This window comes from Fibrobacter sp. UWB12 (assembly GCF_900142485.1).
In the GTDB taxonomy this organism is placed as follows: Bacteria; Fibrobacterota; Fibrobacteria; order Fibrobacterales; family Fibrobacteraceae; genus Fibrobacter.
Genome location: NZ_FRAZ01000003.1, coordinates 189646 through 214362, shown reverse-complemented (window position 1 = coordinate 214362; position 24717 = coordinate 189646). Strand labels below are relative to the sequence as shown.

Genomic DNA, 24717 nt, shown 5'->3' with positions numbered 1-24717 from the left:
GTTCACTACGCAAAAAATAATGGCGTTCCTCCCCAATGCCATTCAAGAAACAATGGTTCCTCGCATATGCGAGGATGACAGGTCGAAAAGCTTTGCGATGGCATGAAGGCCGAAGACATTGCAGCCAAATTACTTGGGAACACGTGTGGCGGAAAGCCTACCTCCTGTGCGGACCAGCTCGCCCGTGCGGTTCTCGGAATGGAAGCTTAAAATCAACAAAATATCGGAGATTAGCCGACTAGCTTGATGTTCCACGCGCAATAAAGAGCTATCTTTGCATACGAAATGGAACTGATCAAAAATTACGACATTAGAGTCTTGTGCAATCCCGGTGTGGAATCGGCACAGTTGCTCACGCCCGACAACAGCAGGTCAGAAAAGGTTTCGGTCACGAAAGTTTCTGTGATGCCGGGTGCAGAGCAGCCTCGTCACAAGCACTACACGTCGGAACAGATCTGGGTAGCTATTGCTGGTCGCGGCGTTCTCTTGTTGGCAGACGACAAGGAAGTGCCGTTTGAAGCTGGCGATGTAGTCCGTTTTTCGGAAAAGGAAATTCACGGACTCAAGAATATGGGGCCTGATATTTTCGAATACATTTGCATCAGTACGCCACCGATGAATTTCGCATACGCGTACATGCACGAGAGATAAAAAAAGGCGGCCGAGGCCGCTATTTTTCTTATTTCAAGAAGAGCGAGATTTTGCCGAAGTCCAGAATCGTGATGAACACGAAGAAACTGATGAAGAATGCTGCGGCAACATTTTGAATAACAGATTGAGTTTTTAAGCTCAGCGGTTTTCCGCGCACTTTTTCAATTCCAAGGAACATGAGCAGGCCACCGTCCGTAATTGCAAGCGGAAGCAAGTTCATTACACCCAAGTTAATGCTGATTAATGCGAGGAGCATCAAGAAATCCTGGAAACCACTCATCCACACGTTTCCCATCACGGCGACAATGGAGACCGGGCCCGAGAACGCATCGACTTTAACTTGTCCTTGGAACAAGCGTTTGAAGTATCGGAAAATACTCGTCGTCATTTTCCAGCTTGTAGCGCAGGTCTTTTCAAACGCTTCAATCGGTCCGCGGCGCACAAGGTGCGTTTCGCTGAACATCACATAACCCATCTGGATTCCGACAATGTAGCGTTTGAATTCTTCGTTGTAGGCAGGAGTCATTTTCACGTTGACTTTTTCGCCACCGCGCATGAGCGTCACACTGACTTCGGCTCCTTTGGAGCCATCAATCAAGCGGACAACATCTTCGTAGCGAGAAATGTGTTCGCCGTTGATTTCGAAAATAGTATCACCGCGCAAAATTCCAGCTTTTTCAGCAGCAGAGCCTTCCTTGGGCGGCAAACGCACGATAACGCGATTGCGAGGATAGACTCCGATATCGCCAATGCCCATCTTGATAGGATCGGATGTAGAATCCATAGCCGGGATTACAAGTTCTTGCGGAACAACCTTGATTGCAAGCGGTTCACCACCACGATGCACTTCGAGCATGACATTTGCGCCAAGGCTTACACCAATTTGTTCGCGAAAATCATCCCACCCTTGCGTTTCCTTGCCATTGATTGCAGTGATTGTATCGCCCGGCTGGATGCCAGCAATTTCGGCAGAAGAATTCTTCGCCACAAATCCAATGATAAGGCTCTTGTTGTCGGGTTCCTGAACACCGACCATATAAAGGATAATCAATAGAACAAACGCAAAAGCGATATTCACAAACGGTCCCGCAAATGCAATTGCGGCACGCGCCCCTACGGACTTGCCCAAAAAATCATCTTGCGAGGGTTGATTGCCTTCGATGCTATCGGGATTTTCGCCGGCCATCGCCACATAACCGCCAAAAGGAATTGCAGAGATGCAGTATTCCGTTTCGCCTTTTTTGTAGCGGAAAAGCTTTTTGCCAAAGCCCACCGAGAAGGTGTTCACCCTAACCTTGTTCCACTTGGCGACAATAAAATGACCCAGTTCATGAATGGTCACAAGGAAGCTCAGGGCCAACAGCCCCAAGACAAACATCAACAAATTGTTCAAAATACTCGACATCATGTTGACAATTTAGAAATTTTGCTTTTAATAGAAAAACGGCGCCCCAACAAATAGGGGCGTCGTTTTGCATTCTATGAATATGAGAATTTGTTTACTTAATGTGTTGTCCCTTCAAGTCAAAGCGTTTGCCGTTCTTTTCGACGAAGAGAGAGTGACCATCGAAACGGAAACGCGGTTGCTGAGAGCGAACGACATTAGATTCAACAGGCACGCGAATTGCAATCGTCCCCTGCGAGCTGGAGGATTCTACATTTGCAGAAGAGCTTGAGGAAACGCTCGGAACAGAAGAAGAGCTCACGGCGGTTTCGGAAGAACTAGACACAACTGCCGAAGACGAACTCTGCGGAGCACTCGAAGAAGAAGAAACCGTAGAAGAGCTAGAAGCCGGTACATCCTGTTTTGCAACGCCTGCGGCAGCAAATTCAGGAGCATGGCCTGCATTGATGGCTTCGATAGCGCCAGCGAGATAAGCAAGCGGAGCATTCCAGTTAATGGCTACTTCATTCGTCGCATAGCTGCAACGCTGATCGGTGTAAGCGGTAGCAGCCTGACCCGTGCGATAATCGTCGCATTTCCATTCGGCCTTAGAACCAACATCTTCGCCGCCCGGCTGCGGGCCACCCACGAGCATTCCAGGAATCGGTTCTTCTACGTTATCTGAAGTACTTGGGCGGTGGTGAGGCATTTTCGGAGACTTGGTGCCGTAACCGGTTACGAAAGACATGTCGAGCGGATTCTTGCCCAGCAGGTAATCGAGAACTTTAACGGCAGCCTTGTAATACTTTTGATTGCCCGTGAGGTAATAGGCATGCAACAGCCAAACACCCTGATTGGAAGCAACGGCATTGGATCCCCATACAAAGTCATCCTTGTCCATCACGACGCCAAAACCCGATTCGGCGCGGTTGACAAACTTATCGGCAGTACCCAAAATTTTCTGTTTTGCTTCGCTGGCATCGCCACCAAACTGAGTTTGATGAGTTGCTTTTTCGTAAGTGGCAAGGCCCATGACATCACCCCAATACGAAACGTATTCCGAGGAGCCAGACTGCTTGTAAGAAGCATCGCCGGTCGTGATGTAGAGTTCCGTACCTGCGAGAACCTTTTCATCATTCGGATTGTCATTTTCGTAGGCGCCCGTCGAAACGTCCGACGGATTGGCGAGATAGTTACGGCTCGGGTTCTGCTGACCCCAAGCATAAGCTTTCTTGGCAGCTTCGAGACACTTGGAAGCGTAAGTAGCATCGAACGGCTTGTAAATGCGGGAAGCCATAGCCATGACTGCCGCAAAATCAAATGTACCAGCAGTGCTCTTACCGATAACATAAAGTTCGGAGTTATCCTGAGCAGGCATTACATCACCCGGGAAACCGAGAGACGTGAGCTTGTGATAAACGCCGCCATCAGAAGCCTGCATGGTGAGCATCCAATCGAGATTGTACTTGATTTCGGCAAGCAAATCCGGCAAGGAGCCTTCGGCCGGGATATTCCACTTGAGCGTCTTGAAATACTGCGGGAAGTGTTCGTAGAGAGAGAGAAGCGTGTAAGTCGTGATGCCCGAGTTCACGATATAGCGACCATAGTCACCAGCATCGTACCAGCCCTTGCTCGACTGGATTGTACCCGAGGCACCGGTAGAATTGTGAAGTTTTGCTGTTGCGTTCGTGTGACCAGCGGCACGAGCCCACTTGCCTGCGTACTGTTCTTCGAGAGCCATGGAGGCACGCTGGTAGTAGAACCACTTGATGGAGGCCTTGACTATTTCTTCGTAGGTTTGCGATTTCACAACGAGATCGGAACGGAGCACATTACCGTTCACCTTGATGCTGTACTTGCCCGCTTCGGCGAGCTTGGAGAAATCGACAAGTTGGACGTTCTGACCGCTCGCATTCCAGTAAGATGCAGCCTTCGGCGTGACAGAAAGCACTACTTGGCCAGCCGCATTAACAAAATCCACATTGCCGTTAGCTTCGACAAGGGCAAGTTCCTTGAAGTCGCCTGGACGGTAACCGATTTGGTTGATGTAAGCGGTCGCAGCAAAAGCCGGAACCACAACAAGCGCAGCAAGCGCAACGGACTTTATCGCATGATTTTTCACAAACATCCTCACTTAAAAAAGTGCTAGTATTACCCATATAATATAGAGCCATCCAAGCATTTTTTCTACCCGCGCAAGCATCATTTTAGAGAAAAGTGTAGCAAGTGTTTTGCGGTCACACACAAAAAAAACGGCGCCCCCGGAGAAAGGGGCGTCGCTTTGCATTCTATGAATATGGATTTTTTGAGGTTCGGTTAGGAGAATTCTTTAGAAACGATGACCCTTGAGGTCAAAGCGCTTGCCGCTCTTTTCGATGAACACCTTCTGATCATCAAAACGGAGACGCGGAGCATTATCAACAGACACACGATGCCTCGATACAACCGGCTTGATGGACGATGTACCACCCTTTGCAACACCAGGAACCGCAAAAGACGGAGCAAAGCCAGCATTCAATGCTTCAAGGGCGCCAGCAATGTAGGCAAAAGGAGCATTCCAGTTGATAGCAACTTCGTTTGTCGCATAGCTGCAACGGTCATCGATATAAGATGTTGCAGGAACACCAGTCGTGTAATCCTTACATTCCCAAGACTTGGAGCCAATATCTTCACCACCCGGCTGCGGGCCACCTACGAGCATACCCGGAATCGGTTCCGTTATTTTATCCGCAGTACTCGGACGATGATGCGGAAGTTTCGGAGACTTTGTTCCAAAGCCTGTCAAGAAAGACATGTCAAGCGGATTCTTGCCGAGCAAATAGTCAACGACTTTTTTAGCAGCTTCGTAATACTTCTGTTCGCCAGTAAGGTAGTAGGCATAAAGGAGGAACACGCCTTGGTTACCTGCCACAGCGTTGGAGCCCCAAACAAAGTCTTCGTTCGACATTACAACGCCAAAGCCACTCGAAGCGGCAAAGGCAAATTCATTTGCATAGCTCAAAAGCATCGACTTAGCGGTTTCGGCATCGACACCAGCTTCGGTCGGGTGAGTTGCGGCACCATAAACAGCAAGGCCGTACATTTCGGGCCATGCCGGAACAATGCTTGTCTTGTTAGCATCGATAGTCGGCTTGTACGAAGCATCTCCCGTAGAAAGGAACAATTCCATACCGGCAAAAGCCTTTTCATCGGAGAATTCGCCATCGCTATAAGAACCTGTTGCAACATCGACCGGATTGTAGAATGCAACATTCGGATTCTGGAGTGCCCAGGCATAAGCTTTCTTGGCGGCTTCAAGGCAAGTTGTTGCGTATGTAGCATCAAACGGTTTATACACACGATATGCAGCAGCCATTACACCAGCAAAATCAAGCGTTGCAGCAGTACCTTTACCGATAACATAAAGTTTATCGGTATCCTTGGCCGGCATCACATCGCCCGGGAACTGGAGTGTTGAAAGCTTGTGGTAAACCATACCGTCAGCGGCCTGCATGGTGAGCATCCAGTCAAGATTGTACTTGATTTCGGCAAGCAAATCCGGGAGAGTTCCTTCGGCCGGGATATTCCATTTGAAGGTCTTGAAATAATCCGGGAAGTGTTCGTAAAGTGAAAGGAGCGTGTATGTAGTAATGCCCGAGTTCACGATATAGCGACCATAGTCACCAGCATCGTACCAGCCCTTACTCGATTCGATCGTACCCGAAGCACCCGTAGATTTATGGAGATTCACGGTCGCATTCGTGTGGCCTGCATCGCGTTTCCACTGGCCGGCATACGTTTCCTCCAAAGCCATGGAGGCACGCTGGTAATAGTACCACTTGAGCGAAGCCTTGGCGACATCTTCAAAAACTTTGTCTGCAACCTTCAAGTCTGAACGAAGAACTTGGCCGCCCTGCTTAATGCTATAGACACCCGGTGTTTTCAATTCGGAAATATCTACCAGCTGCACATTCACTGCACCCGGATTCCAATAAGAAGCGGCCTTCGGAGTGACCTTGAGGACGGTCTGACCAGCGGCATCTACAATTTCGATATCGCCACTTCCTTCGGTCAAGGCAAATTCCTTCGGATCCGAAGTACGATAACCGACTTGGTTGATGTAAGCGGTCGCGGCGGTCGCAGCCGTAGCGAGCGAAAGTACCGTCGCCGCGAGAGGGATAAACTGTTTCAAGCCAAATTTGACCGACATAGGACACTCCTTTCCATTATTCAACACTATAAATATATCGTGAAAAACAAAAAACGCCCTTTGAATACGGCAAAAACTGGACACAGCTGTACCCAATTGTGAAAAAACGCAAACACACAACGATACCTTCGTCGCAAATTTTGAGGCTACACCGCATTACAATTTTATTACATTTCACTTCGATTGTTAAATACAGAAATATCATCAAGGATTTCTTTATGAATATTGCAATTGTTGGAACGGGATATGTAGGGCTTGTCAGCGGTACATGCTTTGCTGAAATGGGTGTCAATGTCACTTGCGTCGATGTAAATCAAGCAAAAATCGAATCTCTCCAAAAAGGTGAAATTCCTATATACGAACCGGGTCTCGACGAGATGGTACTTCGCAACCAGCGCGAAGGCCGCCTTAGTTTCACGACCGACCTTGCAAGCATCCTTGACGATGTAGAAATGGTCTTTAGCGCCGTGGGTACGCCCCCCGACGAAGACGGTTCCGCCGACTTGCAGTACGTTCTCGCTGTGGCACGCACGTTCGGTCAAAACATCAAGAAGTACACCGTTCTCGTGACGAAGTCAACAGTCCCGGTCGGTACGGCAAAGAAGGTCAAGGCCGCCATCCAGGAAGAGCTTGACAAGCGCGGCGTGAACGTTCCGTTCGACGTGGCTAGCAACCCAGAATTCTTGAAGGAAGGCTCCGCCATCACGGACTTCATGAAGCCCGACCGCGTTGTCGTAGGCGTTGAAAGCGAACAGGCCAAGGAACTCATGACCCGCCTTTACCGTCCGATGATGCTCAACAATTTCCGCGTGATTTTCACGGACATTCCGAGTGCTGAAATGATCAAGTACGCAGCAAACTCCATGCTCGCGACCCGAATCAGCTTCATGAACGACATCGCAAACTTATGCGAACTCGTAGGCGCCGACGTGAACATGGTGAGGAAGGGCATCGGAAGCGATACCCGCATCGGCTCGAAGTTCCTCTACCCGGGCTGCGGCTACGGTGGAAGCTGCTTCCCGAAGGACGTGAAGGCCCTCATCAAGACGGCCGAAAAGAACGGCTACAAGATGGGCGTTTTGAAGGCTGTCGAAGAAGTGAACGAATACCAGAAAACGGTGCTTTTCAACAAACTCGCTAAACGTTTTGGCGGTGAAGCAAATCTCAAGGGCAAGACGATTGCCATGTGGGGACTCGCCTTCAAGCCCGAAACGGATGACATGCGCGAAGCAACCGCACTCGTACTCATCGACAAGCTTGTAAAAGCAGGCGCCACCATCCGCGTATTTGACCCAGTCGCCATGAACGAATGTAAGCGCAGAATGGCTGCACGAAGCGATGCCGCAGCAATTGCAAACCAAATCGTGTATTGCAACGACATGTACGAAGCATTGCTCGATGCCGAAGCGCTCTTGCTTGTAACTGAATGGAAGCAGTTCCGCATGCCGAGCTTTGGCGTGATGAAGAAGTCGATGAAGAACGCGCTCATCATCGATGGCAGAAACATCTACGATGCGAAGGAACTCGCCGACGCTGGATTTGAATACAGCGCCATCGGCTGCTAAGCCACATGCGTTATCCTGAACGGAACGCAGGTGCTATAATATAATTGTTAGGATTAGTTGGAAAAGGAATATATAATGCTTGATAAAAATGTTGTTCTTAATGGAAAGGCTATCCTTGTCACAGGAGCCGCAGGATTCATCGGATGCAATCTTTGCAAAAAATTGCTGAACGATTACTCCTGTTCCGAACTCGTAGGACTTGATTCCATTACCGATTACTACGACGTAAATATCAAGCATGAACGCCTCAAGGAAATCGATGACCTTGCGGCAACAACAGGCAAGAAATGGACATTCGTCAAGGCAAACCTCGCCGACAAAGCGATGATTGATAGCCTTTTCGAAAAGTATCATTTTGCCGTTATCGTAAACCTCGCCGCTCAAGCAGGCGTTCGCTATTCCATCACTAATCCCGATGCCTACATCCAGAGCAACCTCATCGGATTCTATAACATTCTTGAAGCCTGCAGGCATAACGAAGTCGAGCATCTCGTGTACGCCAGTTCTTCTAGCGTGTACGGCAGCAACAAGAAGATTCCGTACTCCACAGACGACAAGGTAGACAATCCGGTATCGCTGTACGCCGCCACCAAAAAGAGCAACGAGCTCATGGCCCATGCCTACAGCAAGCTCTATAACATTCCGAGTACAGGTCTCCGCTTTTTCACCGTTTACGGCCCTGCCGGCCGCCCGGACATGGCCTACTTCGGTTTTACAAACAAACTTAAAGCCGGTAAAACAATCCAGATATTCAATTACGGCAAGTGCAAGCGCGACTTTACTTATGTCGACGATATCGTAGAAGGCATTGTTCGCGTGATGCAGCACGCCCCTGAAAAGCAAAACGGAGAAGACGGTCTCCCGCTCCCGCCTTACAAGGTCTACAACATCGGTAACAACCATCCGGAAAACTTGCTGGACTTCGTGACAATTCTCCAAGAAGAACTCGTCCGCGCAAAAGTTCTCCCAGCCGATTACGATTTTGAAGCTCACAAGGAACTCGTCCCCATGCAGCCCGGTGATGTGCCTGTTACCTACGCCGATACTTCTGCATTGGAAGCTGATTTCGGATTCAAGCCCGCCACACCGCTCCGCGATGGCCTAAAAAAATTCGCAGAGTGGTACGCAAAATATTACGGAACGGCAAAGTAGTTTTTCTGAAAAACGTAACTCAGACGAAGTTACAGACAAATTCAGCAAGCACATTACAATTGCCCAAAACGCATTTTCAAACGGCATAGTTTTACATTTTCTTGTATTTCGCAAAATCGCTTTACATAAAATGTAACAGTACAAAAATTGTTACAAAAAATTTCTAGTCATTTCTTGCCGCGCGTGACTTTTTTACTACATTATAAGTCCGATGAAAATATCGGAATCCATCGAAGCCCACCTGAGCTCAGCCGTTGCAGGAATCTCGCAACGCAACCAGGCGACTCTCTCTGAGTTGGTTATCAAACATCCGATTTACTTTACTGTCTTTCATCGTCTTTATCATCTTTATCGTCTGGCAAAAGCAACTGGCTTTTGCCTTTCTTTTTGTACAAACTTTAAACATATTTCGACTATAAAGTCGGAACACGGTGAGCAACGCAAAGCTCACTTACCCAAGGAGAAGCAACATGGCCAAGGCAACCGCAAAGAATACGGCAAAGCAGCCTAAGTACATTTTTATCACGGGTGGCGTCGTAAGCTCACTCGGCAAGGGAATCACCTCGGCATCGCTCGCGCTCCTTTTGAAGAGCCGCGGCTACAAGGTGTTCATGCAAAAGCTCGACCCGTATTTAAACGTGGATCCGGGTACAATGAGCCCCTACCAGCATGGCGAAGTTTTTGTGACAGATGACGGTTACGAAACTGACTTGGACCTCGGCCACTACGAACGTTTCGCAGGCGTACAATGTTCCAAGGCATCGAGCTACACTTCGGGCCGCATTTATTCTTCTGTACTTTCTAAGGAACGTGCAGGCCACTACCTGGGCGGTACAGTGCAGGTCATTCCGCACATCACGAATGAAATCAAGGATGCATTCCGTTCAGCTGCCGAAAGCGGTGCCGATATTATTTTGTGCGAAATAGGCGGTGTTGCAGGAGACATCGAATCGCTCCCGTTCCTCGAAGCAGCAAGGCAGTTCCGTTTTGAAGTCGGTGTCGAAAATACTTGCTTTGTCCACTTGACTTTGGTGCCGTACCTCAAGGCAGCAGGTGAACTCAAGACAAAGCCGTCACAGCACTCCGTCGCAGAACTCCGCAACATCGGTATTTTCCCGGACATTCTCGTGTGCCGTACTGAAATGCACATTCCGCAAGAACATCTCGACAAGCTAGCCCTTTTCTGCAACGTGAAACCCGAATGCGTCATTGAAGAAAAGGACGTGACGGATTCCGTTTACGCAGTGCCGCGCGAACTTTCCAAACAGGAACTCGACTTGCGCGTTTTGGAGCAGCTCCACTTGAGCGTTCATCCCATTATCCATTCCGAATGGGATAGCCTCGTCAAGAAAGCAACCAAGCCCAAATACGAATGTACCATCGCGCTTGTGGGCAAATACATTGCCATCCGCGACGCTTACAAGTCCGTGCACGAAGCATTGCAGCACGCCGGCATGGCAAACAACGCCAAAGTGAAGGTGGAATGCATAGAAGCTGAAGAACTCGAAAAGGATCCGAACCTCATCAAGAAAGCAGATGGCATTTTGATTCCGGGCGGTTTCGGCAGCCGTGGCGTAAACGGCAAATGCGTTGCCATTCGTTACGCCCGCGAACATAAAGTTCCGCTTCTCGGCATTTGCCTCGGCATGCAATGCTGCGTTATCGAATACGCACGCAACGTTCTCGGCTGGAAGGACGCAAACTCAACAGAATTCGACGAAAAGACAACCCATCCGGTTATCGACTTGATGGACGAACAGAAAAACGTCACCGAAAAAGGCGGCACCATGCGCTTGGGCGCTTACCCGTGCAAGCTTTCCAAGGACTCCAACGCATCCAAGCTCTACAAGAGCACAAGCATCAGCGAACGTCACCGCCACCGCTACGAGTTCAATTACAATAGCGAATTCCGCAAGGAACTCGAAAAGGCCGGTCTCAAGATTGCAGGTACATCGCCCGACGGAAAGCTCGTCGAAATGGTGGAACTCAAAAATCACCCCTATTTTGAAGCTTGCCAGTTCCATCCGGAATTCAAGAGCCGTCCCACCGATCCACATCCGTTGTTCACGGGTCTAGTGAAAGCGGCTCTCGACCAGAAAAAATTGGGGACAAAAGCGTCTAAAACAAAGTAATAGCAATTTTTACATTTTCTGAATTTACTGCAATTTTTGTAAAACTAAAATTTGTAATCGCGATTCTTTGAATCGCGATTTTTCTTTTACTTTTGGCTTTTTTGAGCGAATTTCGGCATTTCCAACATTTTGGCACGACCTTTGCATTAGAATGGACGAACAAAAAAGAAACCTCAAAAAAGGATACCATCATGAAGCTAGTTACAGCCTACATACAACCTGAAAGGCTAAATAATGTAAAGCAATCCCTATACGAAAAGAAGATCTACAAGATGTCCGTTACGAACGTCTTGGGCTGCGGCCAGCAGAAAGGTTACAATCAACGCTTCCGTGGCGTTGTGACCGAAGTGAATTTGCTTAAGAAGATTTGCTTGAAAATCGCCGTAAACGACGAATTTGTACAGCCTTGCATCGATGCGATTATCGAAGGCGCCCGTACAGGTAATATTGGCGATGGCAAGATATTTGTTACGACACTTGAACAGTGCGTTCGCATCCGCACCGGCGAAACTGGGCCGGAGGCAATTGGTTAATTCGGAATCAGGAATTCAGAATTAGGAATTAAAATTTTCAAAATAAGGAATTAAACAAATGAACGAAGTAGCAAATGTCGCAACCGTCAGTGACGCAATATTTATGACGGAAAACATCTGGATCATGATCAGCGCCATGTTGGTGTTCATCATGGGTCTCGGTTTCGCATGCGTTGAAGCAGGCCTTGTACGTGCTAAGTGCTCTGCAAACGTGGCATTCAAAAACATCGCTGTGCCGGCTATCGGTATTACGATGTACGCTGCATTAGGTTTCGGCCTTATGTACCCGGGCACTTTCAACGGAATTCTCGGTTTCGCAGGCTTCGGCATTGGCGACTGGGCAAATCCGGCAAACTTCACCGCCGCCTACAACGGACACTTCACGCTGTTCACAGACTGGCTGTTCCAGGCAATGTTCGCCGCCACCGCAGCAACGATTGTCTCTGGTGCCGTTGCTGAACGTGTCAAGCTCAACTCCTTCCTGATTTTCACCATTGTCTATGTTGCACTCGTCTACCCGATCGTCGGTTCTTGGACATGGGGCGGCGGCTGGCTCTCCACCTTCGGTGCTCACGGTTTCCACGACCTCGCTGGTTCTACCCTCGTTCACTCTGTCGGTGGTTGGGCAGCTCTCGCTGGCGTGATGATTCTCGGACCGCGTATCGGTAAGTACGTTGGTGGCAAGGTTCACGCTATTCCGGCTCACAACATTCCGCTCGCCACTGTCGGTGTGTTCATGCTCTGGTTCGGTTGGTGGGGATTCAACGCCGGTTCTGCTCTTAACGGCGACCCGAAGGCAACTAGCTGGATTCTCGTGACCACGAACCTCGCTGCTGTCGCAGGCATCATTACCGCAACGCTTACAAGCTGGATCGTTTCCAAGAAGCCGGACGCCACCATGGCCCTCAACGGATGCCTTGCTGGTCTCGTAGCAATCACCGCTGGTGCTGACGTCGTGACCCCGCTTTCTTCCTGGATTATCGGTGCTATCGCAGGTGTGCTCGTAGTCGGTGCAGTCTTCATGTTCGACCGCTTGCACTTGGATGACCCGGTCGGTGCTCTCTCCGTCCACCTCGTCAACGGTGTCTGGGGTACGCTCGCTGTCGGTATCTTCGATATCACTGGTGACTACACGCTCGGCACTCAGGCTGTTGGCGTCCTCGCCTACGCTGTCCCGTGCTTCGCAGCCGCAAGTCTGATCTTCTTCGTCATCAAGAAGACGATTGGCCTCCGCGTCACTGAAAAGCAAGAAATGCGCGGCCTCGACCAAGCTGAACACGGTCAAGAAGCATACAGCGGCTTCCAAATCTTCAGCAACATGTAATTTAGCACTTAGTTATTAGTCAATAGTTATTAGTTAAAAAACTTACTGAAGTTTCCAAGCCTTAAACTAACGACCAACAACCAATAACTAACAACTACAAAAAGTATCTCTGTTGACTACTTCACCCCGGAATGAAAATTCCGGGGTTTTACGTTTTCTGTAAACCATAAAACGCACTTTTTCAGGAAACGCCTTTTCTAGTCCAAAAACGCCATCCATCTCTATTTGGCACATTTTTTGCTATTAAAATTCGTCCGTTTCCTCGCTTGCACCCGTCCGGGTGGGCTATGACCAAAAGGTAAGGGAAACATCCATTCATAAGAGGCATTATGCTCGAAGAATTACATGAAGAATGCGGCGTTATCGGCATCTATAACGGCGATAACGTGGCACGCAACGTCGCTATGGGTCTCTACGCATTACAGCACCGCGGCCAAGAAAGCGCAGGCATTGCTGTTACAGACGGCGATAAAATAAGAATCCGAAAATCCATGGGACTTGTTTCCACTCTCTTGCGGGAACACAATATCGACGAATTACAAGGTTTTTCTGGCATAGGCCACGTACGTTACAGTACCACGGGCGCATCGACACTCGCAAACGCACAGCCGATTCTCGTGAGTTGCAAATGGGGACAAATCGCCGTTGCACACAACGGAAATATCACCAACGCCAACGAGCTCCGCGCAGAAATGGAAGCCGACGGCCACATTTTCCAGACAACGTCTGACTCCGAAATCCTCCTCCACGAAATTGCACGTACCCACGCAGATACTTTGGGCGAAGCAATCAAAAAAGCGATTACAAAATTCACCGGAAGTTTTTGCCTTGTCTTTATCAGCAAGGATACCATGTACGTCGCACGCGATGGCTACGGATTCCGCCCGCTCTCCATCGCCCGTATGGGAAAATCCTGGTGCGTTGCTAGCGAAACTTGCGCATTCGACTTGCTCGGCGCCCATTACGTTCGCGACATCCAACCAGGCGAATTTCTGACAATTTCACAGAACGGGCTCCATTCGGAACGATTCACGCAAAAAGACAGACTCGCTCACTGCATTTTTGAATACATCTATTTCAGCCGTCCGGACTCCAAGATATTCGAACAAAGTTGCGACAAGATCCGTCGCAAAATGGGCAAGCAGCTCGCCAAAGAATGTCCCGTCGATGCAGATATCGTGATTTCCGTGCCCGACAGTGCCACAACCGCAGCACTCGGCTACGCGCAGGCAAGCGGTATCCGTTTTGAAATCGGCCTTTTGCGCAACCACTACGTCGGAAGAACGTTCATCGACCCCACGCAAAACGTACGCGAGCAAAAAGTAAAACTCAAATTCAACCCGATCGTGGGCGTGCTCAAGAACAAGCGCGTATGCGTTGTCGAAGATTCAATTGTTCGCGGCACCACGCTCAAGATTTTGTCCAAAATGCTTCGTGACGCAGGCGCGCTCGAAGTCCACATCCGCATCGCATCACCTCCAGTTGCACACCCGTGCTTCTTCGGCATGGATTTCCCAAGCCAAGGTGAACTTGCCGCAAGTTCAATGACTCCAGACGAAATTGCCAAAATGCTCGGCGTCGAAAGTCTCGGTTATTTAAGCGTCGAAGGCATGAAGGAATGTACAGGCGAAGGCGAAAATTATTGCGCCGCCTGCTTCGACAACGATTACCCGGACTACATCGGGATCGACACGAACAAGACCCGTTGCGGTTAAAACGAAGCATAAGCACAAAAGAATTCTCTGTTGACGAAACAACCCCGGAACGAAAGTTCCGGGGTTTCATGCTATGGCAAAAAAGATTTTTAGAAAAGATTCACTTCTTAAAGCCAATCAGCAAAAGACGCATCGCTTGGCATGCGCCAATCCGCACGGGGCGAAAGTGAAATCGTTCCTACTTTCGGTCCATCCGGGATACAACTGCGTTTGAACTGTTGCGTAAAGAATCGACGAACAAAAACCGTGAGCGCTTTTTTAATTTCTTCATCGCTAAATTTGCCCGCAAAAGCATACTTCGCGAGGAACAAAAGTTTCTTGGGAGTTGCACCATACTTGGCAAAATGATAAAGGAAGAAATCGTGGATTTCGTACGCTCCCAAAATGCTTTCGGTCTTTTGCGCAATTTGTCCGTTATTATCGGCAGGCAAAAGTTCCGGCGACACAGGCGTATCGAGAATGTCGTACAAGACCTTCTTCAATTCCATCGCCGTTTTAGCATCGGCACTAAACTTCAGCGAATTGTCCGCATACCAGTGTACGATATGGCGCACAAGCGTCTTGGGAATATCGCAGTTGACCGCATACATCGACATGTGATCGGCATTGTACGTGCTCCAGCCGAGAGCAATTTCGGACAAGTCACCCGTACCAATTACAATTCCACCAACGCTATTGGCAATATCCATAAGAATCTGCGTGCGCTCACGAGCCTGCACATTCTCGTAAGTCACGTCGAGCTTTTGCGGGTCATGGCCGATATCCTTGAAATGCTGGAGGCACGCATCCTTGATGCTTACAGTCCGCAGTTCAACGCCCAAAAGTTCCGCAAGCAAAACGGCATTGTTCTTCGTGCGATTGGTCGTTCCAAAGCCAGGCATCGTGAGTGCCAAAATTTCTAATGCAGGGCGTTTTAACAGTTTAAAAGTTTCAGCCACAACGAGCAAAGCAAGCGTCGAATCGAGACCGCCCGAAAGGCCAATCACGGCACGCTTGGAACGAGACGCTTCAAGACGCTTAGCAAGGCCAGCACATTGGATATTGAAAATCTCCGTGCACGATTGGTCTCGCGTTTCAGACGACCCCGGAACAAACGGCATCGGAGAAACAAATCGATACTGAAGCACATCGCAAGCACGCAGGCCATCGAAAGATGCCGCCCGCGCATAGAAACTGCGACTGTCAAAATCCTGGAACGAGCCTTCGCTCAGCCGCTGCATATTCAAGCGTTCCACGTCGATATCGGCATAGATGATTTCCGTTTCGCGAGAGAACGGTTTGCTTTCAGCAACCATGCTACCGTTTTCAGCAACCATCAAATGGCCGCTAAAGACCATGTCTGTCGTCGATTCATGCACTCCGGCAGAAGCATAGACATACGCCGCCATGCAACGCGCCGACTGGTTCATCACCAAATTACGGCGGTAATCGCGTTTGCCTACAAGCGCATCACTTGCAGACAAGTTTACAATTACATTTGCACCGGCAAGTGCAAGTTCACCACTCGGCGGTACAGGCGTCCACAAGTCCTCGCAAAGTTCAACGCCAACGCGAACTTCGGAGCCGTCATCATTCGCAACGCCCGCGCTGTCGTCGCCCGTGCAGGCATCAACCGCGCTAGAAGTTCCGCGACCCTTCACCATGAAGAAATTCGTTATCGGAACTTCGCCCATGCCTTCTATCGCACACGTCACGGCACCCACGACATTCCCTGCCGAAGCGCCACACGCTCCGCGCAACAAGTCGCGGCCACTCGAAAAATGGCGTTTTTCATAGAATTCTCGTTGGTTCGGCAAATGGATTTTCGGCGTAATCGCCACAACCCGCCCGCGCTGCACAAAAGCAGCACAGTTATACAACCTCCCAAACAAACGTAGAGGCAAGCCGACCGCGATAACAGCATTAGAATCCTCAAAAGATTCCGCAATTTTCAACAGCGCACGGGTGCTGTTCTGCAACAACAATTCCTGATGGAACAAATCGCTGCAAGTGTATCCGGTAATACAAAGTTCAGGAAAAACGACAAAAGCCGCCCCATTGGAGACGGCAGCTTTTGCGCTCTTGATGATTTCTTCAGTATTGAAGGCTGTATCGGCTACTTTTAGGATAGGAGATACAGCCGCAAAACGATAAAATCCAAACATGATTTCGCGAGCAGTATTCGAGATGAACGTTACTTGATTGTAGCCACTTTCGCTTTCGCATCGGCCATGGCACGCACCACAAGGGATGCACCATTAGCGCAGTCACCCACCGCATAAATATGGCGAGAAGGATCCGGAATAATTGCTGTACGCGGCGTAAGCGTGAGGCCCAAATCGTTCACGATACCTTCGGCGGGGACTCCGGTAAAGCCCATAGCGAGCACCACCAAATCCGTATCGATGACTTCGGTAGAATTCGGAACTTCGTTCGGCTTGAGCGGGCGACCCTGCGGGGACATTTCCCATTCGACGCGAACAGCTTCGACACCGGCCACGCGACCACCCTTCACGATGAACTGCTTGGACGACACATTCCAGCGGCGTTCGCCACCTTCGTGCTGGGCATAGCTCGTGCGCAGCATGTACGGCCAATCCGGCCACGGCGTAGACGGAGAACGTTCCTCAGGCGGCTTCGGCATGAATTCCACTTGCAAAACGCTTTCGCAACCTTCACGGATTGCTTTACCCACGCAGTCGTTACCCGTATCGCCACCGCCAATCACGAGAACCTTGCGGCCCTTGGCAGAGAACTTTTCAGGATTCGTTTCGCCCGGTTTTTCGGCACCATGCAAAAAATCGAGAGCAAGGAAAATGCCTTCGGCATCGCGGCCAGGAATTTTCAAGTCACGAGCATTCGGCGTACCGATGGCGAGGAACACTTCGTCAAAATTCTTGTGAATGTATTCCGCAGCAATATCCTTCCCGATTTCAGTATTGTAGACAAACTTGATTCCAGCCGCTTCAAGCAAAGCCACACGGCGATCAATCACGGACTTGTCGAGTTTCCAGTTCGGGATACCATAGCGCAAAAGACCACCGGCCTTTTCACGCTTTTCGTAAACCGTCACGGCAAAGCCCTTACGGCGGAGTGCTTCGGCAGCAAACAACCCAGCAGGACCAGAGCCAATCACAGCGGCGCTCTTTCCGATCGGTTCTGCAGAAGGGAGCTTTACCCAGCCTTCTTCAAAAGCCGTTTCGATGATGAACTTTTCAATTTGGCGCACCATCACCGGATCATTATGCACGTTCCCGGTACAAGCCGATTCGCAAAGAGCCGGACAAACGCGACCCGTAAATTCCGGGAAGAACGCCGTCTTGCTAATGATATCGTAAGCGCGTTCAGCATTTCCCAAAGAAACCGCTGCGTTAAATTCGGGAATCAAGTTGCCGAGAGGACAACCAGCACCATGGCAGAACGGAATTCCGCATGTGTGGCAACGACCGGCCTGACCAACAATTTCAACAGAAGTCAGTCTACGTTCAACTTCCTTATTGTCCTTCACACGCTCTTCGACAGGGCGGTAGACATCTTGTATGCGTTTTACTTCTTGCATATAAACCTCAAGCTTGGGTCCTTCGACACCGTTTATGCCTTTTGTCCCTTCTTCAAGAGAGCGTTTCTATAATCCACCGGGAAAATCTTTACGAACTTCGGACGTTCGCTATTCCAATTTTCAAGAATGCGCTTGCCCTTTTCACTACCCGTTGCCTGAACATGCTGGCTGATGATATCGAGAAGTTCCTTTTCGCTATCAGTACCCGGGAGCACACTTTCAAGGTCCACAGAATCCACGTTGCAGCTCAAGTCGAAGTGACCCGTTTCGTCGTACACGTAAGCAAAGCCACCCGTCATACCGGCTGCAAAGTTCACGCCTACACGACCAAGTACAACCACGCGGCCACCCGTCATGTATTCGCAACCATGGTCACCCACGCCTTCCGAGACAAGGAGCATACCGGAGTTACGGATACCAAAGCGTTCACCAGCGAGACCGTTAATGAAGATCTTACCAGAAGTACCACCGTAACCGATAACGTTACCGGCAATGACGTTGTCTTCGGCCTTGAAGCTTGCATTGCTTGGCGGGCGCACAATAATCTTACCACCAGAAAGGCCCTTACCCATAAAGTCATTGGCTTCGCCTTCGAGGTCAAGCGTAATACCCGGAGCAAGGAAAGCACCGAAGCTCTGGCCTGCGACACCCTGCAAATGAATCTTGATCGTATCTTCGGGGAGTCCCTTCACGCCAAAGTGTTCATCCACTTCGCCAGAAAGTTCCGTACCCACCGTACGATCGGTGTTGTGAACAACAGTGCAGAGTTCTACATTGGCACCACTCTTGAGCGTATCCTGCACAAACGGCAAGAGTTCGCGACGGTCGAAGTTGACCAATTCTTCCTTCACATAGTTCTTGTCAAAAGACTTGATGCCGCCTTCGACAGTCTGGAAAATCTTCGAGAAGTCGAGGTTGTGAGCCTTGTAGAATGCAATGGCTTCATCGCGTTCCAGCAAGTCGCTACGGCCGCAGGCTTCATCGAGGCTCTTGAGACCAAGGTTTGCAAGGATTTCGCGGACTTCGTCTGCAATAAAGTAGAGGAAGTTTTCAACGTATTCCGGCTTACCGGCAAAGCGCTTGCGGTATTCCGGATCCTGAGTTGCAATACCCATCGGGCACTGGTTCGTATGGCACTTGCGGTCCATCACGCAGCCAAGGCTAACGAGCAAGTTTGTTGCAAATCCGAATTCTTCGGCACCGAGGAGGGCTGCCACCACAACGTCACGGCCCGTCTTGAGCTGACCATCGACCTGGAGCTTGATGCGACCGCGCAAGTCATTGAGAACAAGAGTCTGTTCCGCTTCGGCAATACCGAGTTCCCACGGAAGGCCGGCATGCTTGATAGAAGTCAGCGGAGAAGCACCCGTACCGCCATCGTGGCCCGAGATGAGCACCACATCGGCATGAGCCTTAGCAACACCCGCGGCAATCGTACCCACACCCACTTCGGACACAAGCTTCACGGAAACACGAGCCTTCGGGTTCGAGTTTCGCAAGTCGTAAATGAGCTGTGCCAAGTCTTCGATCGAGTAAATATCGTGGTGCGGCGGAGGAGAAATCAAAGACACATTCGGAATCGAGTGACGGATGCGAGCCACAAATTCGTTCACCTTGTGAGCCGGCAACTGACCGCCTTCACCCGGCTTTGCACCCTGAGCCATCTTGATCTGCAAATCCTTAGCATGGCGCAAGTAGTCAATCGTCACGCCAAAGCGGCCCGAAGCAATCTGGCGAATAGCAGAGCTACGGATATCACCGTTAGCAGCAGGAGTATTGCGATCCGGATCTTCACCACCTTCACCGCAGTTGCTCATGGCACCGATACGGTTCATGGCGATAGCAATCGTTTCGTGGGCTTCCGGACTCAAAGAACCAAGGCTCATTGCACCGGCCACAAAATGCTTGATAATCGATTCGCGGCTTTCGACTTCAGAAATATCAATCGGAGTCGTCTGTTTGAACTTGAAGAGTCCGCGCAAGGTTGCCTGACGTTCGGACTGGTCGTTAATCAGCTTGCTGTAAGCCTTGAACTTTTCATAGTCACCGCCCTGCACTGCCTGACGGAATGTAGCAAGCGACTGCGGAGTCCACAAGTGCTTTTCACCTTCCTTGCGGAATGCGTACTGACCACCGGACTGGAGAACCTTGCTTGCATCGGCAAAGGCAATGTTCTGGCGATCGCCAACTTCATGGGCAATTTCTTCGAGGCCAATACCTTCGATGCGGCTTGCCGTACCCGGCAAGAACTTTTCGACAAGTTCATGATTCAAGCCGACAGCTTCGAAAATCTGGGCACTGCGGTAGCTACGAAGGGTAGAAATACCCATCTTTGACATGATCTTCAAAAGACCCTTGTCCACAGCCTTTACGTAGTTTGCAGCAGCCGTCACCGGATCGACATCTAGGTCACCGCAATGGCACATGTGGGTAAGGCTTTCAAAAGCAAGATACGGGTTAATCACCGTTGCACCGTAACCGAGCAACAAGGCAAAGTGCATCACTTCGCGGACTTCACCGGACTGCACAATCAAACCGATTTCCGGACGAACACCAGCTTCGACCAAGGCACGGTTTACACATGCTGTTGCAAGCAAACTCGGTATAGGCACATAGCCCCAATCGATGTTCTTATCCGAAAGCACGATGATATCGAAATCGTCGTTCACGGCACGCACGGCATCGCCAGCAAGGTTCTGCAAAGCAGCTTCCAAGACTTCACCGTTACCACCGAGCGGGAACTGCATCTTGAGCACCTTAGCCTTAAAGCTCTTGTCACCGATATTTTCAAAGCGACGGATTTCGTCTTCGGTCACAATCGGGCGCGGAATCTTGATAAGGTGAGCCTGTTCCGGAGTTTCTTCGAGAATGTTACCGTGGTTACCGATGTAAGTCGTAAGGCTCATCACGAGCTCTTCACGGATCGGGTCAATCGGAGGGTTCGTCACCTGGGCGAACAACTGCTTAAAGTAGTTGAACAGCGGCTGCGGCTTGTCCGAAAGAACGGCCAAAGCAGCATCGTTACCCATAGAACCGATCGGTTCTGCACCGGTCTTTGCCATCGGCTTCAAAATAATAGACAAGTCTTCGGCAGAATAACCAAAACGCTTTTGCTGCACCAGAATATCATCAGGAACATCAGACGGATTGATTTCGCTAAAGAGGCCACGAACGCTCATCTTATTTTCGGCAACCCAGCGGCGGTAAGGCTTGCTACGAGCCACCTGAGCCTTCATTTCGGCGTTCTTCAAAATTCTGTGGTTTTCCAAATCCAAGTAAATAATTTCACCTGGTTTGAGGCGGCCCTTTTCTTCGACTTCATCATCGCGCAAATCAAGCACGCCCGTTTCAGAAGCCATCACGAAAAGACCGTCTTTACATAAAGTGTAACGTGCCGGACGAAGACCGTTACGGTCAAGGATTGCACCAGCGTTGACACCGTCAGAGAAAGCGACAGCGGCCGGGCCATCCCACGGTTCCATCAACATGGATTCATATTCAAAGAAGCCACGCACATCGCGGCCGAGGTAATGCTTTTGGCCCCAAGCCTGCGGCATGAGCATCATCATCGCATGCGGAAGGCTACGGCCCGCAGCGACCAGGAGCTCAAACATGTTATCGAGGCTAGCAGAGTCGCTCTGTCCACCCGGAACGAGCGGCAAAAGTTTCTTGATATCGTCGCCGATAATTTCGCTCTTCAAGTGCGGTTCACGAGCGCGCAAGCTGTTGAGGTTACCGCGAAGCGTATTGATTTCACCGTTGTGAGCCAAATAACGGAACGGATGGGCAAGCGGCCAAGTCGGGAACGTGTTGGTAGAATAACGCTGGTGAACAAGCGCAATCGGGGATTCAAAATCGAGGTCGTTCAAGTCCTTGTAGAAGCCTTCGATCTGGCTTGCAAGCAAAAGACCCTTATAAACAATGCTACGGCGGCTGCAGCTGCAAACATACAATCCGTTGCAAGCCTTTTCAATCAGGCGGCGAACCACATAAAGCTTAATATCAAAAGCCTGGTCCGTCTCAAAAGCAGAACCGTCAAAGAACACCTGGCGGATATGCGGCAACGTTTCGCGAGCCGTGCGACCGATCTTGGCCGGGTTCACCGGCACTTCGCGGAACTGGAGAACCTTCACGCCTTCAGCTTCGGCAACTTCACGAATCTTAGCGTCAAAGGCATCCGCTTCAAGCGTGTTTTCGACAAAGAACATTGCCACACCGTAACGCGCCGGAAGTTCCGGGTACAACTTACGGAAGAACTTGTGCGGCATAGAAAGCAAAAGACCCGCACCATCACCAGTTTCCGGGTCTCCACCTGCAGCACCGCGGTGCATGAGTCTCTTCAATACGGTAATACCCTGCAACACAATCTGGTGCGAGGCAACATTATTTATATTAGCGACCAAGCCGACACCGCAGGCGTCGTGTTCGTTAATCGGGTCGTAAAGTGCTTGAGCTTTCATAAAATTCCTTTTCTAATTTTTTGCGACCACATTATGCAAAAACTGTGCCAAAAAGGAACTCAGCACAAGCATAACCTGTAAAGCGCGTATCAATTAGTGAAAAAGCGGTTAAAAATGTAAAACTCGAATCAAAATCGAGAAATCAGTCAAATTAGCTATTACAATTTCTGAAAATAAATATTCAAGTTTTACAATTAGTGTAATTATTGATAGATTTCAAGCTCCAAACAGACCCGCCGAACACCTACACGACGTAGGCCTCTGTACAAATCCTTGCATTGGCATTATTTTTGCAACGCTTTACGGCAATTTTCACCTTTTTTCAAATTGGCATCCTTGCGGATGCATTTAGTCCCACCTTTTACTAAATTTGGCCCCATGATTAATTTTATCAAATCCGTCTATTCCGGCCTTTGCATTGGCCTCGGCGGTACAGCCTTCCTCTCCTGCGACAACAAGATCTTGGGATCGTTCCTTTTCGGTCTTGGACTTTTTACCATCCTGAATTTTGGATTCAACCTTTTTACAGGCAAAGTCGGATACTTTGTCAACAAGAGACCCAATTACTGGGGCTTCCTCGCCATCGTCTGGCTCGGCAACTTCGTCGGAACATTCCTGTTTGCAAAAATGATGGCCGCCACCCGCTACGGTGAGGCCCTCCAAGCCAAAGCAAACGCACTTTGCATTATTAAAGATAGTGACAGCCCCTTAAGCCTTGTAGTGCTCGGCATCTTTTGCGGCATGCTCATGTTCATCGCCGCGGACGGTTACAAAACCATTGAAAACCAGGTCGGAAAAGTCTTCACCGTGTTCCTCCCTGTCATGGTCTTTATCTTGAGCGGATTCGAGCACTGCATTGCAGACATGTTCTATTTCTCGCTTGCAAGCGACTTCTCTTTGACAATGTTCAAAGCGCTTTTCGCCATCACAATCGGTAACACAATCGGGGGCGGGCTCATCCCGCTTATGCAAAAGCTGAAAGACAAAGCCCCGAACATTTAAATACATAAAACGGCCGGGACATCCCGGCCGATTTTGTAATCAGTTTAAACGTTATCCAAGACGCGCGTTCACAACGTCCCAATTGACAATGTTCCACAGAGACTTCAAGTAATCCGGACGGCGATTGCGATAGTCTATATAATAAGCGTGTTCCCACACGTCAAACGTCAGAAGCGGCGTGAGCCCCTTTGTAATCGGATTCTGTGCATTGCCTTCTTGCGTAATCACGAGCTTGCCCGAAACATCAGCAGAAAGCCAAACCCAACCGGAGCCGAAAAGTCCCGCACCCTTCGCCTGGAATTCTTCCTGGAATTTTTCGAACGAGCCAAAATCACGGGCAATCGCATCCGCAATTTTCCCCGTCGGCACGTTCCCTTCCTTGGGTGCTGTGAACTGCAAGAAATACATCGCGTGGTTCAGAATCTGGCCCGCGTTATTAAAAACGCCCCCATCAGCAGCCTTTACAATTTCTTCCAAAGACTTGCCCTCGAAAGCGCTCCCCAGAAGAGCCGCATTCAAGTTATTCACGTAAGTTTGCAAATGCTTGCCGTAATGGAACTCGATCGTTTCGGCACTCAAAACCGGAGCCAAATCACTTGCAGCATAAGGAAGAGACGGCATTTCAAATTTACCGTTGATAGGTTGAGTCATAGAAAACCTCGCTTTTCTCACTTCTTTTTCCGCCGACACCGACGAAATCACTTTGTAATATATATAAGATTTTAGAGAATAGAGGAATTCACGCCTGAAGGGTATCAAATAAATGGCCAAAATTCAAGGAACAGCGTTGCGACACAAAATGTAAAACGACTCTTTTCTCTACTATTTCGTCATTTTTGCTAAATTCGCCCTCATAATTGACAATATTTGCGTAGCAAACTTATCGAATCAAGACAGGGATAACCTTCCACAAATACGTTGTTTACACATTTTGTAATTTCACCTATAATTTTTCATAATCTGTAATTTTCAAAACACGAAATAAAAGCTCATCAAATTTTCATTTTTCGTTTTCGTGCAAATTTCGCGGTTTTACAAGCAAATTTCCGAATTGGCACACTTTTCGCTTATA

At 49.5% G+C, this 24717-nt stretch carries 16 protein-coding genes and 1 pseudogene; 10 read left to right on the top strand and 7 right to left on the bottom strand.

From position 1 onward, the window contains the following. Window positions 1-93 precede the first annotated feature (93 nt). Window positions 94-210, top strand: a pseudogene (locus BUA34_RS05710) (TSCPD domain-containing protein); the annotation flags it as partial. A 75-nt stretch (window positions 211-285) separates the two neighbouring features. Beyond that, the gene (locus BUA34_RS05705; RefSeq protein WP_072827775.1) at window positions 286-651 is read left to right on the top strand and encodes a cupin domain-containing protein; all 366 of its coding nucleotides are present in this window, start codon (window positions 286-288) and stop codon (window positions 649-651) included. 28 nt (window positions 652-679) lie between these two features. Here the strand turns inward: BUA34_RS05705 and rseP are convergent, their stop codons facing one another. The 3 genes from rseP to BUA34_RS05690 form a co-directional block, all read right to left on the bottom strand. Further along, on the bottom strand, window positions 680-2044 hold the full coding sequence (rseP, locus tag BUA34_RS05700; RefSeq protein WP_254794343.1) for an RIP metalloprotease RseP: 1365 nt from the start codon (window positions 2042-2044) through the stop codon (window positions 680-682). Between the two features lie 106 nt (window positions 2045-2150). Continuing rightward, complete coding sequence (locus BUA34_RS05695; RefSeq protein WP_072827773.1) at window positions 2151-4163, bottom strand: glycoside hydrolase family 9 protein; 2013 nt, start codon at window positions 4161-4163, stop codon at window positions 2151-2153. Window positions 4164-4364: 201 nt separating this feature from the next. Next, the gene (locus tag BUA34_RS05690) at window positions 4365-6224 is read right to left on the bottom strand and encodes a glycoside hydrolase family 9 protein (protein ID WP_072827772.1); all 1860 of its coding nucleotides are present in this window, start codon (window positions 6222-6224) and stop codon (window positions 4365-4367) included. A 218-nt stretch (window positions 6225-6442) separates the two neighbouring features. Here BUA34_RS05690 and BUA34_RS05685 point away from each other — a divergent pair, with 218 nt between their 5' ends. From BUA34_RS05685 to purF, 7 genes are all read left to right on the top strand, one after another. Continuing rightward, window positions 6443-7789, top strand: coding sequence for a UDP-glucose dehydrogenase family protein (locus tag BUA34_RS05685; protein ID WP_072827771.1), 1347 nt, complete (start codon window positions 6443-6445; stop codon window positions 7787-7789). 75 nt (window positions 7790-7864) lie between these two features. Next, a complete protein-coding gene (locus tag BUA34_RS05680) occupies window positions 7865-8941 on the top strand; it encodes an NAD-dependent epimerase/dehydratase family protein (RefSeq protein WP_072827770.1) in 1077 nt (358 codons plus the stop codon). A 211-nt stretch (window positions 8942-9152) separates the two neighbouring features. Beyond that, entirely contained in the window at window positions 9153-9452 is a 300-nt protein-coding gene (locus BUA34_RS15710) for a hypothetical protein (RefSeq protein WP_139255884.1), read from the top strand. Further along, the gene (locus tag BUA34_RS05675) at window positions 9412-11073 is read left to right on the top strand and encodes a CTP synthase (RefSeq protein WP_072827769.1); all 1662 of its coding nucleotides are present in this window, start codon (window positions 9412-9414) and stop codon (window positions 11071-11073) included. Before BUA34_RS15710 ends, BUA34_RS05675 begins: the two co-directional genes overlap by 41 nt. 191 nt (window positions 11074-11264) lie before the next feature. Further along, window positions 11265-11606, top strand: coding sequence for a P-II family nitrogen regulator (locus BUA34_RS05670; protein WP_072828002.1), 342 nt, complete (start codon window positions 11265-11267; stop codon window positions 11604-11606). 58 nt (window positions 11607-11664) lie between these two features. Further along, the gene (locus tag BUA34_RS05665; RefSeq protein ID WP_072827768.1) at window positions 11665-12930 is read left to right on the top strand and encodes an ammonium transporter; all 1266 of its coding nucleotides are present in this window, start codon (window positions 11665-11667) and stop codon (window positions 12928-12930) included. Window positions 12931-13259: 329 nt separating this feature from the next. Next, window positions 13260-14645: an amidophosphoribosyltransferase gene (gene purF, locus BUA34_RS05660; RefSeq protein ID WP_072827767.1), complete on the top strand. Its 1386-nt coding sequence runs from the start codon at window positions 13260-13262 to the stop codon at window positions 14643-14645. Between the two features lie 107 nt (window positions 14646-14752). On the opposite strand, the gene BUA34_RS05655 is transcribed toward purF, so the two are convergent. Genes BUA34_RS05655 through gltB form a run of 3 tightly spaced genes read right to left on the bottom strand, consistent with a single transcriptional unit; the run spans window position 14753 to window position 22643 of the window. After that, complete coding sequence (locus tag BUA34_RS05655) at window positions 14753-16789, bottom strand: NAD(+) synthase (protein WP_072827766.1); 2037 nt, start codon at window positions 16787-16789, stop codon at window positions 14753-14755. 29 nt (window positions 16790-16818) lie between these two features. Continuing rightward, entirely contained in the window at window positions 16819-18183 is a 1365-nt protein-coding gene (locus BUA34_RS05650) for a glutamate synthase subunit beta (RefSeq protein WP_072827765.1), read from the bottom strand. Between the two features lie 32 nt (window positions 18184-18215). Next, window positions 18216-22643, bottom strand: coding sequence for a glutamate synthase large subunit (gene gltB, locus BUA34_RS05645; RefSeq protein WP_072827764.1), 4428 nt, complete (start codon window positions 22641-22643; stop codon window positions 18216-18218). Between the two features lie 378 nt (window positions 22644-23021). Between gltB and BUA34_RS05640 the strand changes: the two genes are divergently transcribed. Continuing rightward, window positions 23022-23645, top strand: coding sequence for a formate/nitrite transporter family protein (locus tag BUA34_RS05640; protein ID WP_072827763.1), 624 nt, complete (start codon window positions 23022-23024; stop codon window positions 23643-23645). A gap of 51 nt (window positions 23646-23696) precedes the next feature. Here the strand turns inward: BUA34_RS05640 and BUA34_RS05635 are convergent, their stop codons facing one another. Further along, complete coding sequence (locus BUA34_RS05635) at window positions 23697-24296, bottom strand: superoxide dismutase (RefSeq protein ID WP_072827762.1); 600 nt, start codon at window positions 24294-24296, stop codon at window positions 23697-23699. Window positions 24297-24717: the final 421 nt, after the last annotated feature.

What these genes read in the sequence shown, in the direction of transcription:
- BUA34_RS05650 (WP_072827765.1), bottom strand. Translation starts at nt 18,183, where the DNA reads ATGCAAGAAGTAAAACGCATACAAGATGTCTACCGCCCTGTCGAAGAG.
- BUA34_RS05640 (WP_072827763.1), top strand. Translation starts at nt 23,022, where the DNA reads ATGATTAATTTTATCAAATCCGTCTATTCCGGCCTTTGCATTGGCCTC.
- gltB (WP_072827764.1), bottom strand. Translation starts at nt 22,643, where the DNA reads ATGAAAGCTCAAGCACTTTACGACCCGATTAACGAACACGACGCCTGC.
- BUA34_RS05655 (WP_072827766.1), bottom strand. Translation starts at nt 16,789, where the DNA reads ATGTTTGGATTTTATCGTTTTGCGGCTGTATCTCCTATCCTAAAAGTA.
- BUA34_RS05635 (WP_072827762.1), bottom strand. Translation starts at nt 24,296, where the DNA reads ATGACTCAACCTATCAACGGTAAATTTGAAATGCCGTCTCTTCCTTAT.
- BUA34_RS05680 (WP_072827770.1), top strand. Translation starts at nt 7,865, where the DNA reads ATGCTTGATAAAAATGTTGTTCTTAATGGAAAGGCTATCCTTGTCACA.
- BUA34_RS05685 (WP_072827771.1), top strand. Translation starts at nt 6,443, where the DNA reads ATGAATATTGCAATTGTTGGAACGGGATATGTAGGGCTTGTCAGCGGT.
- BUA34_RS05690 (WP_072827772.1), bottom strand. Translation starts at nt 6,224, where the DNA reads ATGTCGGTCAAATTTGGCTTGAAACAGTTTATCCCTCTCGCGGCGACG.
- BUA34_RS05670 (WP_072828002.1), top strand. Translation starts at nt 11,265, where the DNA reads ATGAAGCTAGTTACAGCCTACATACAACCTGAAAGGCTAAATAATGTA.
- BUA34_RS05695 (WP_072827773.1), bottom strand. Translation starts at nt 4,163, where the DNA reads ATGTTTGTGAAAAATCATGCGATAAAGTCCGTTGCGCTTGCTGCGCTT.
- BUA34_RS15710 (WP_139255884.1), top strand. Translation starts at nt 9,153, where the DNA reads ATGAAAATATCGGAATCCATCGAAGCCCACCTGAGCTCAGCCGTTGCA.
- purF (WP_072827767.1), top strand. Translation starts at nt 13,260, where the DNA reads ATGCTCGAAGAATTACATGAAGAATGCGGCGTTATCGGCATCTATAAC.
- BUA34_RS05665 (WP_072827768.1), top strand. Translation starts at nt 11,665, where the DNA reads ATGAACGAAGTAGCAAATGTCGCAACCGTCAGTGACGCAATATTTATG.
- BUA34_RS05675 (WP_072827769.1), top strand. Translation starts at nt 9,412, where the DNA reads ATGGCCAAGGCAACCGCAAAGAATACGGCAAAGCAGCCTAAGTACATT.
- BUA34_RS05705 (WP_072827775.1), top strand. Translation starts at nt 286, where the DNA reads ATGGAACTGATCAAAAATTACGACATTAGAGTCTTGTGCAATCCCGGT.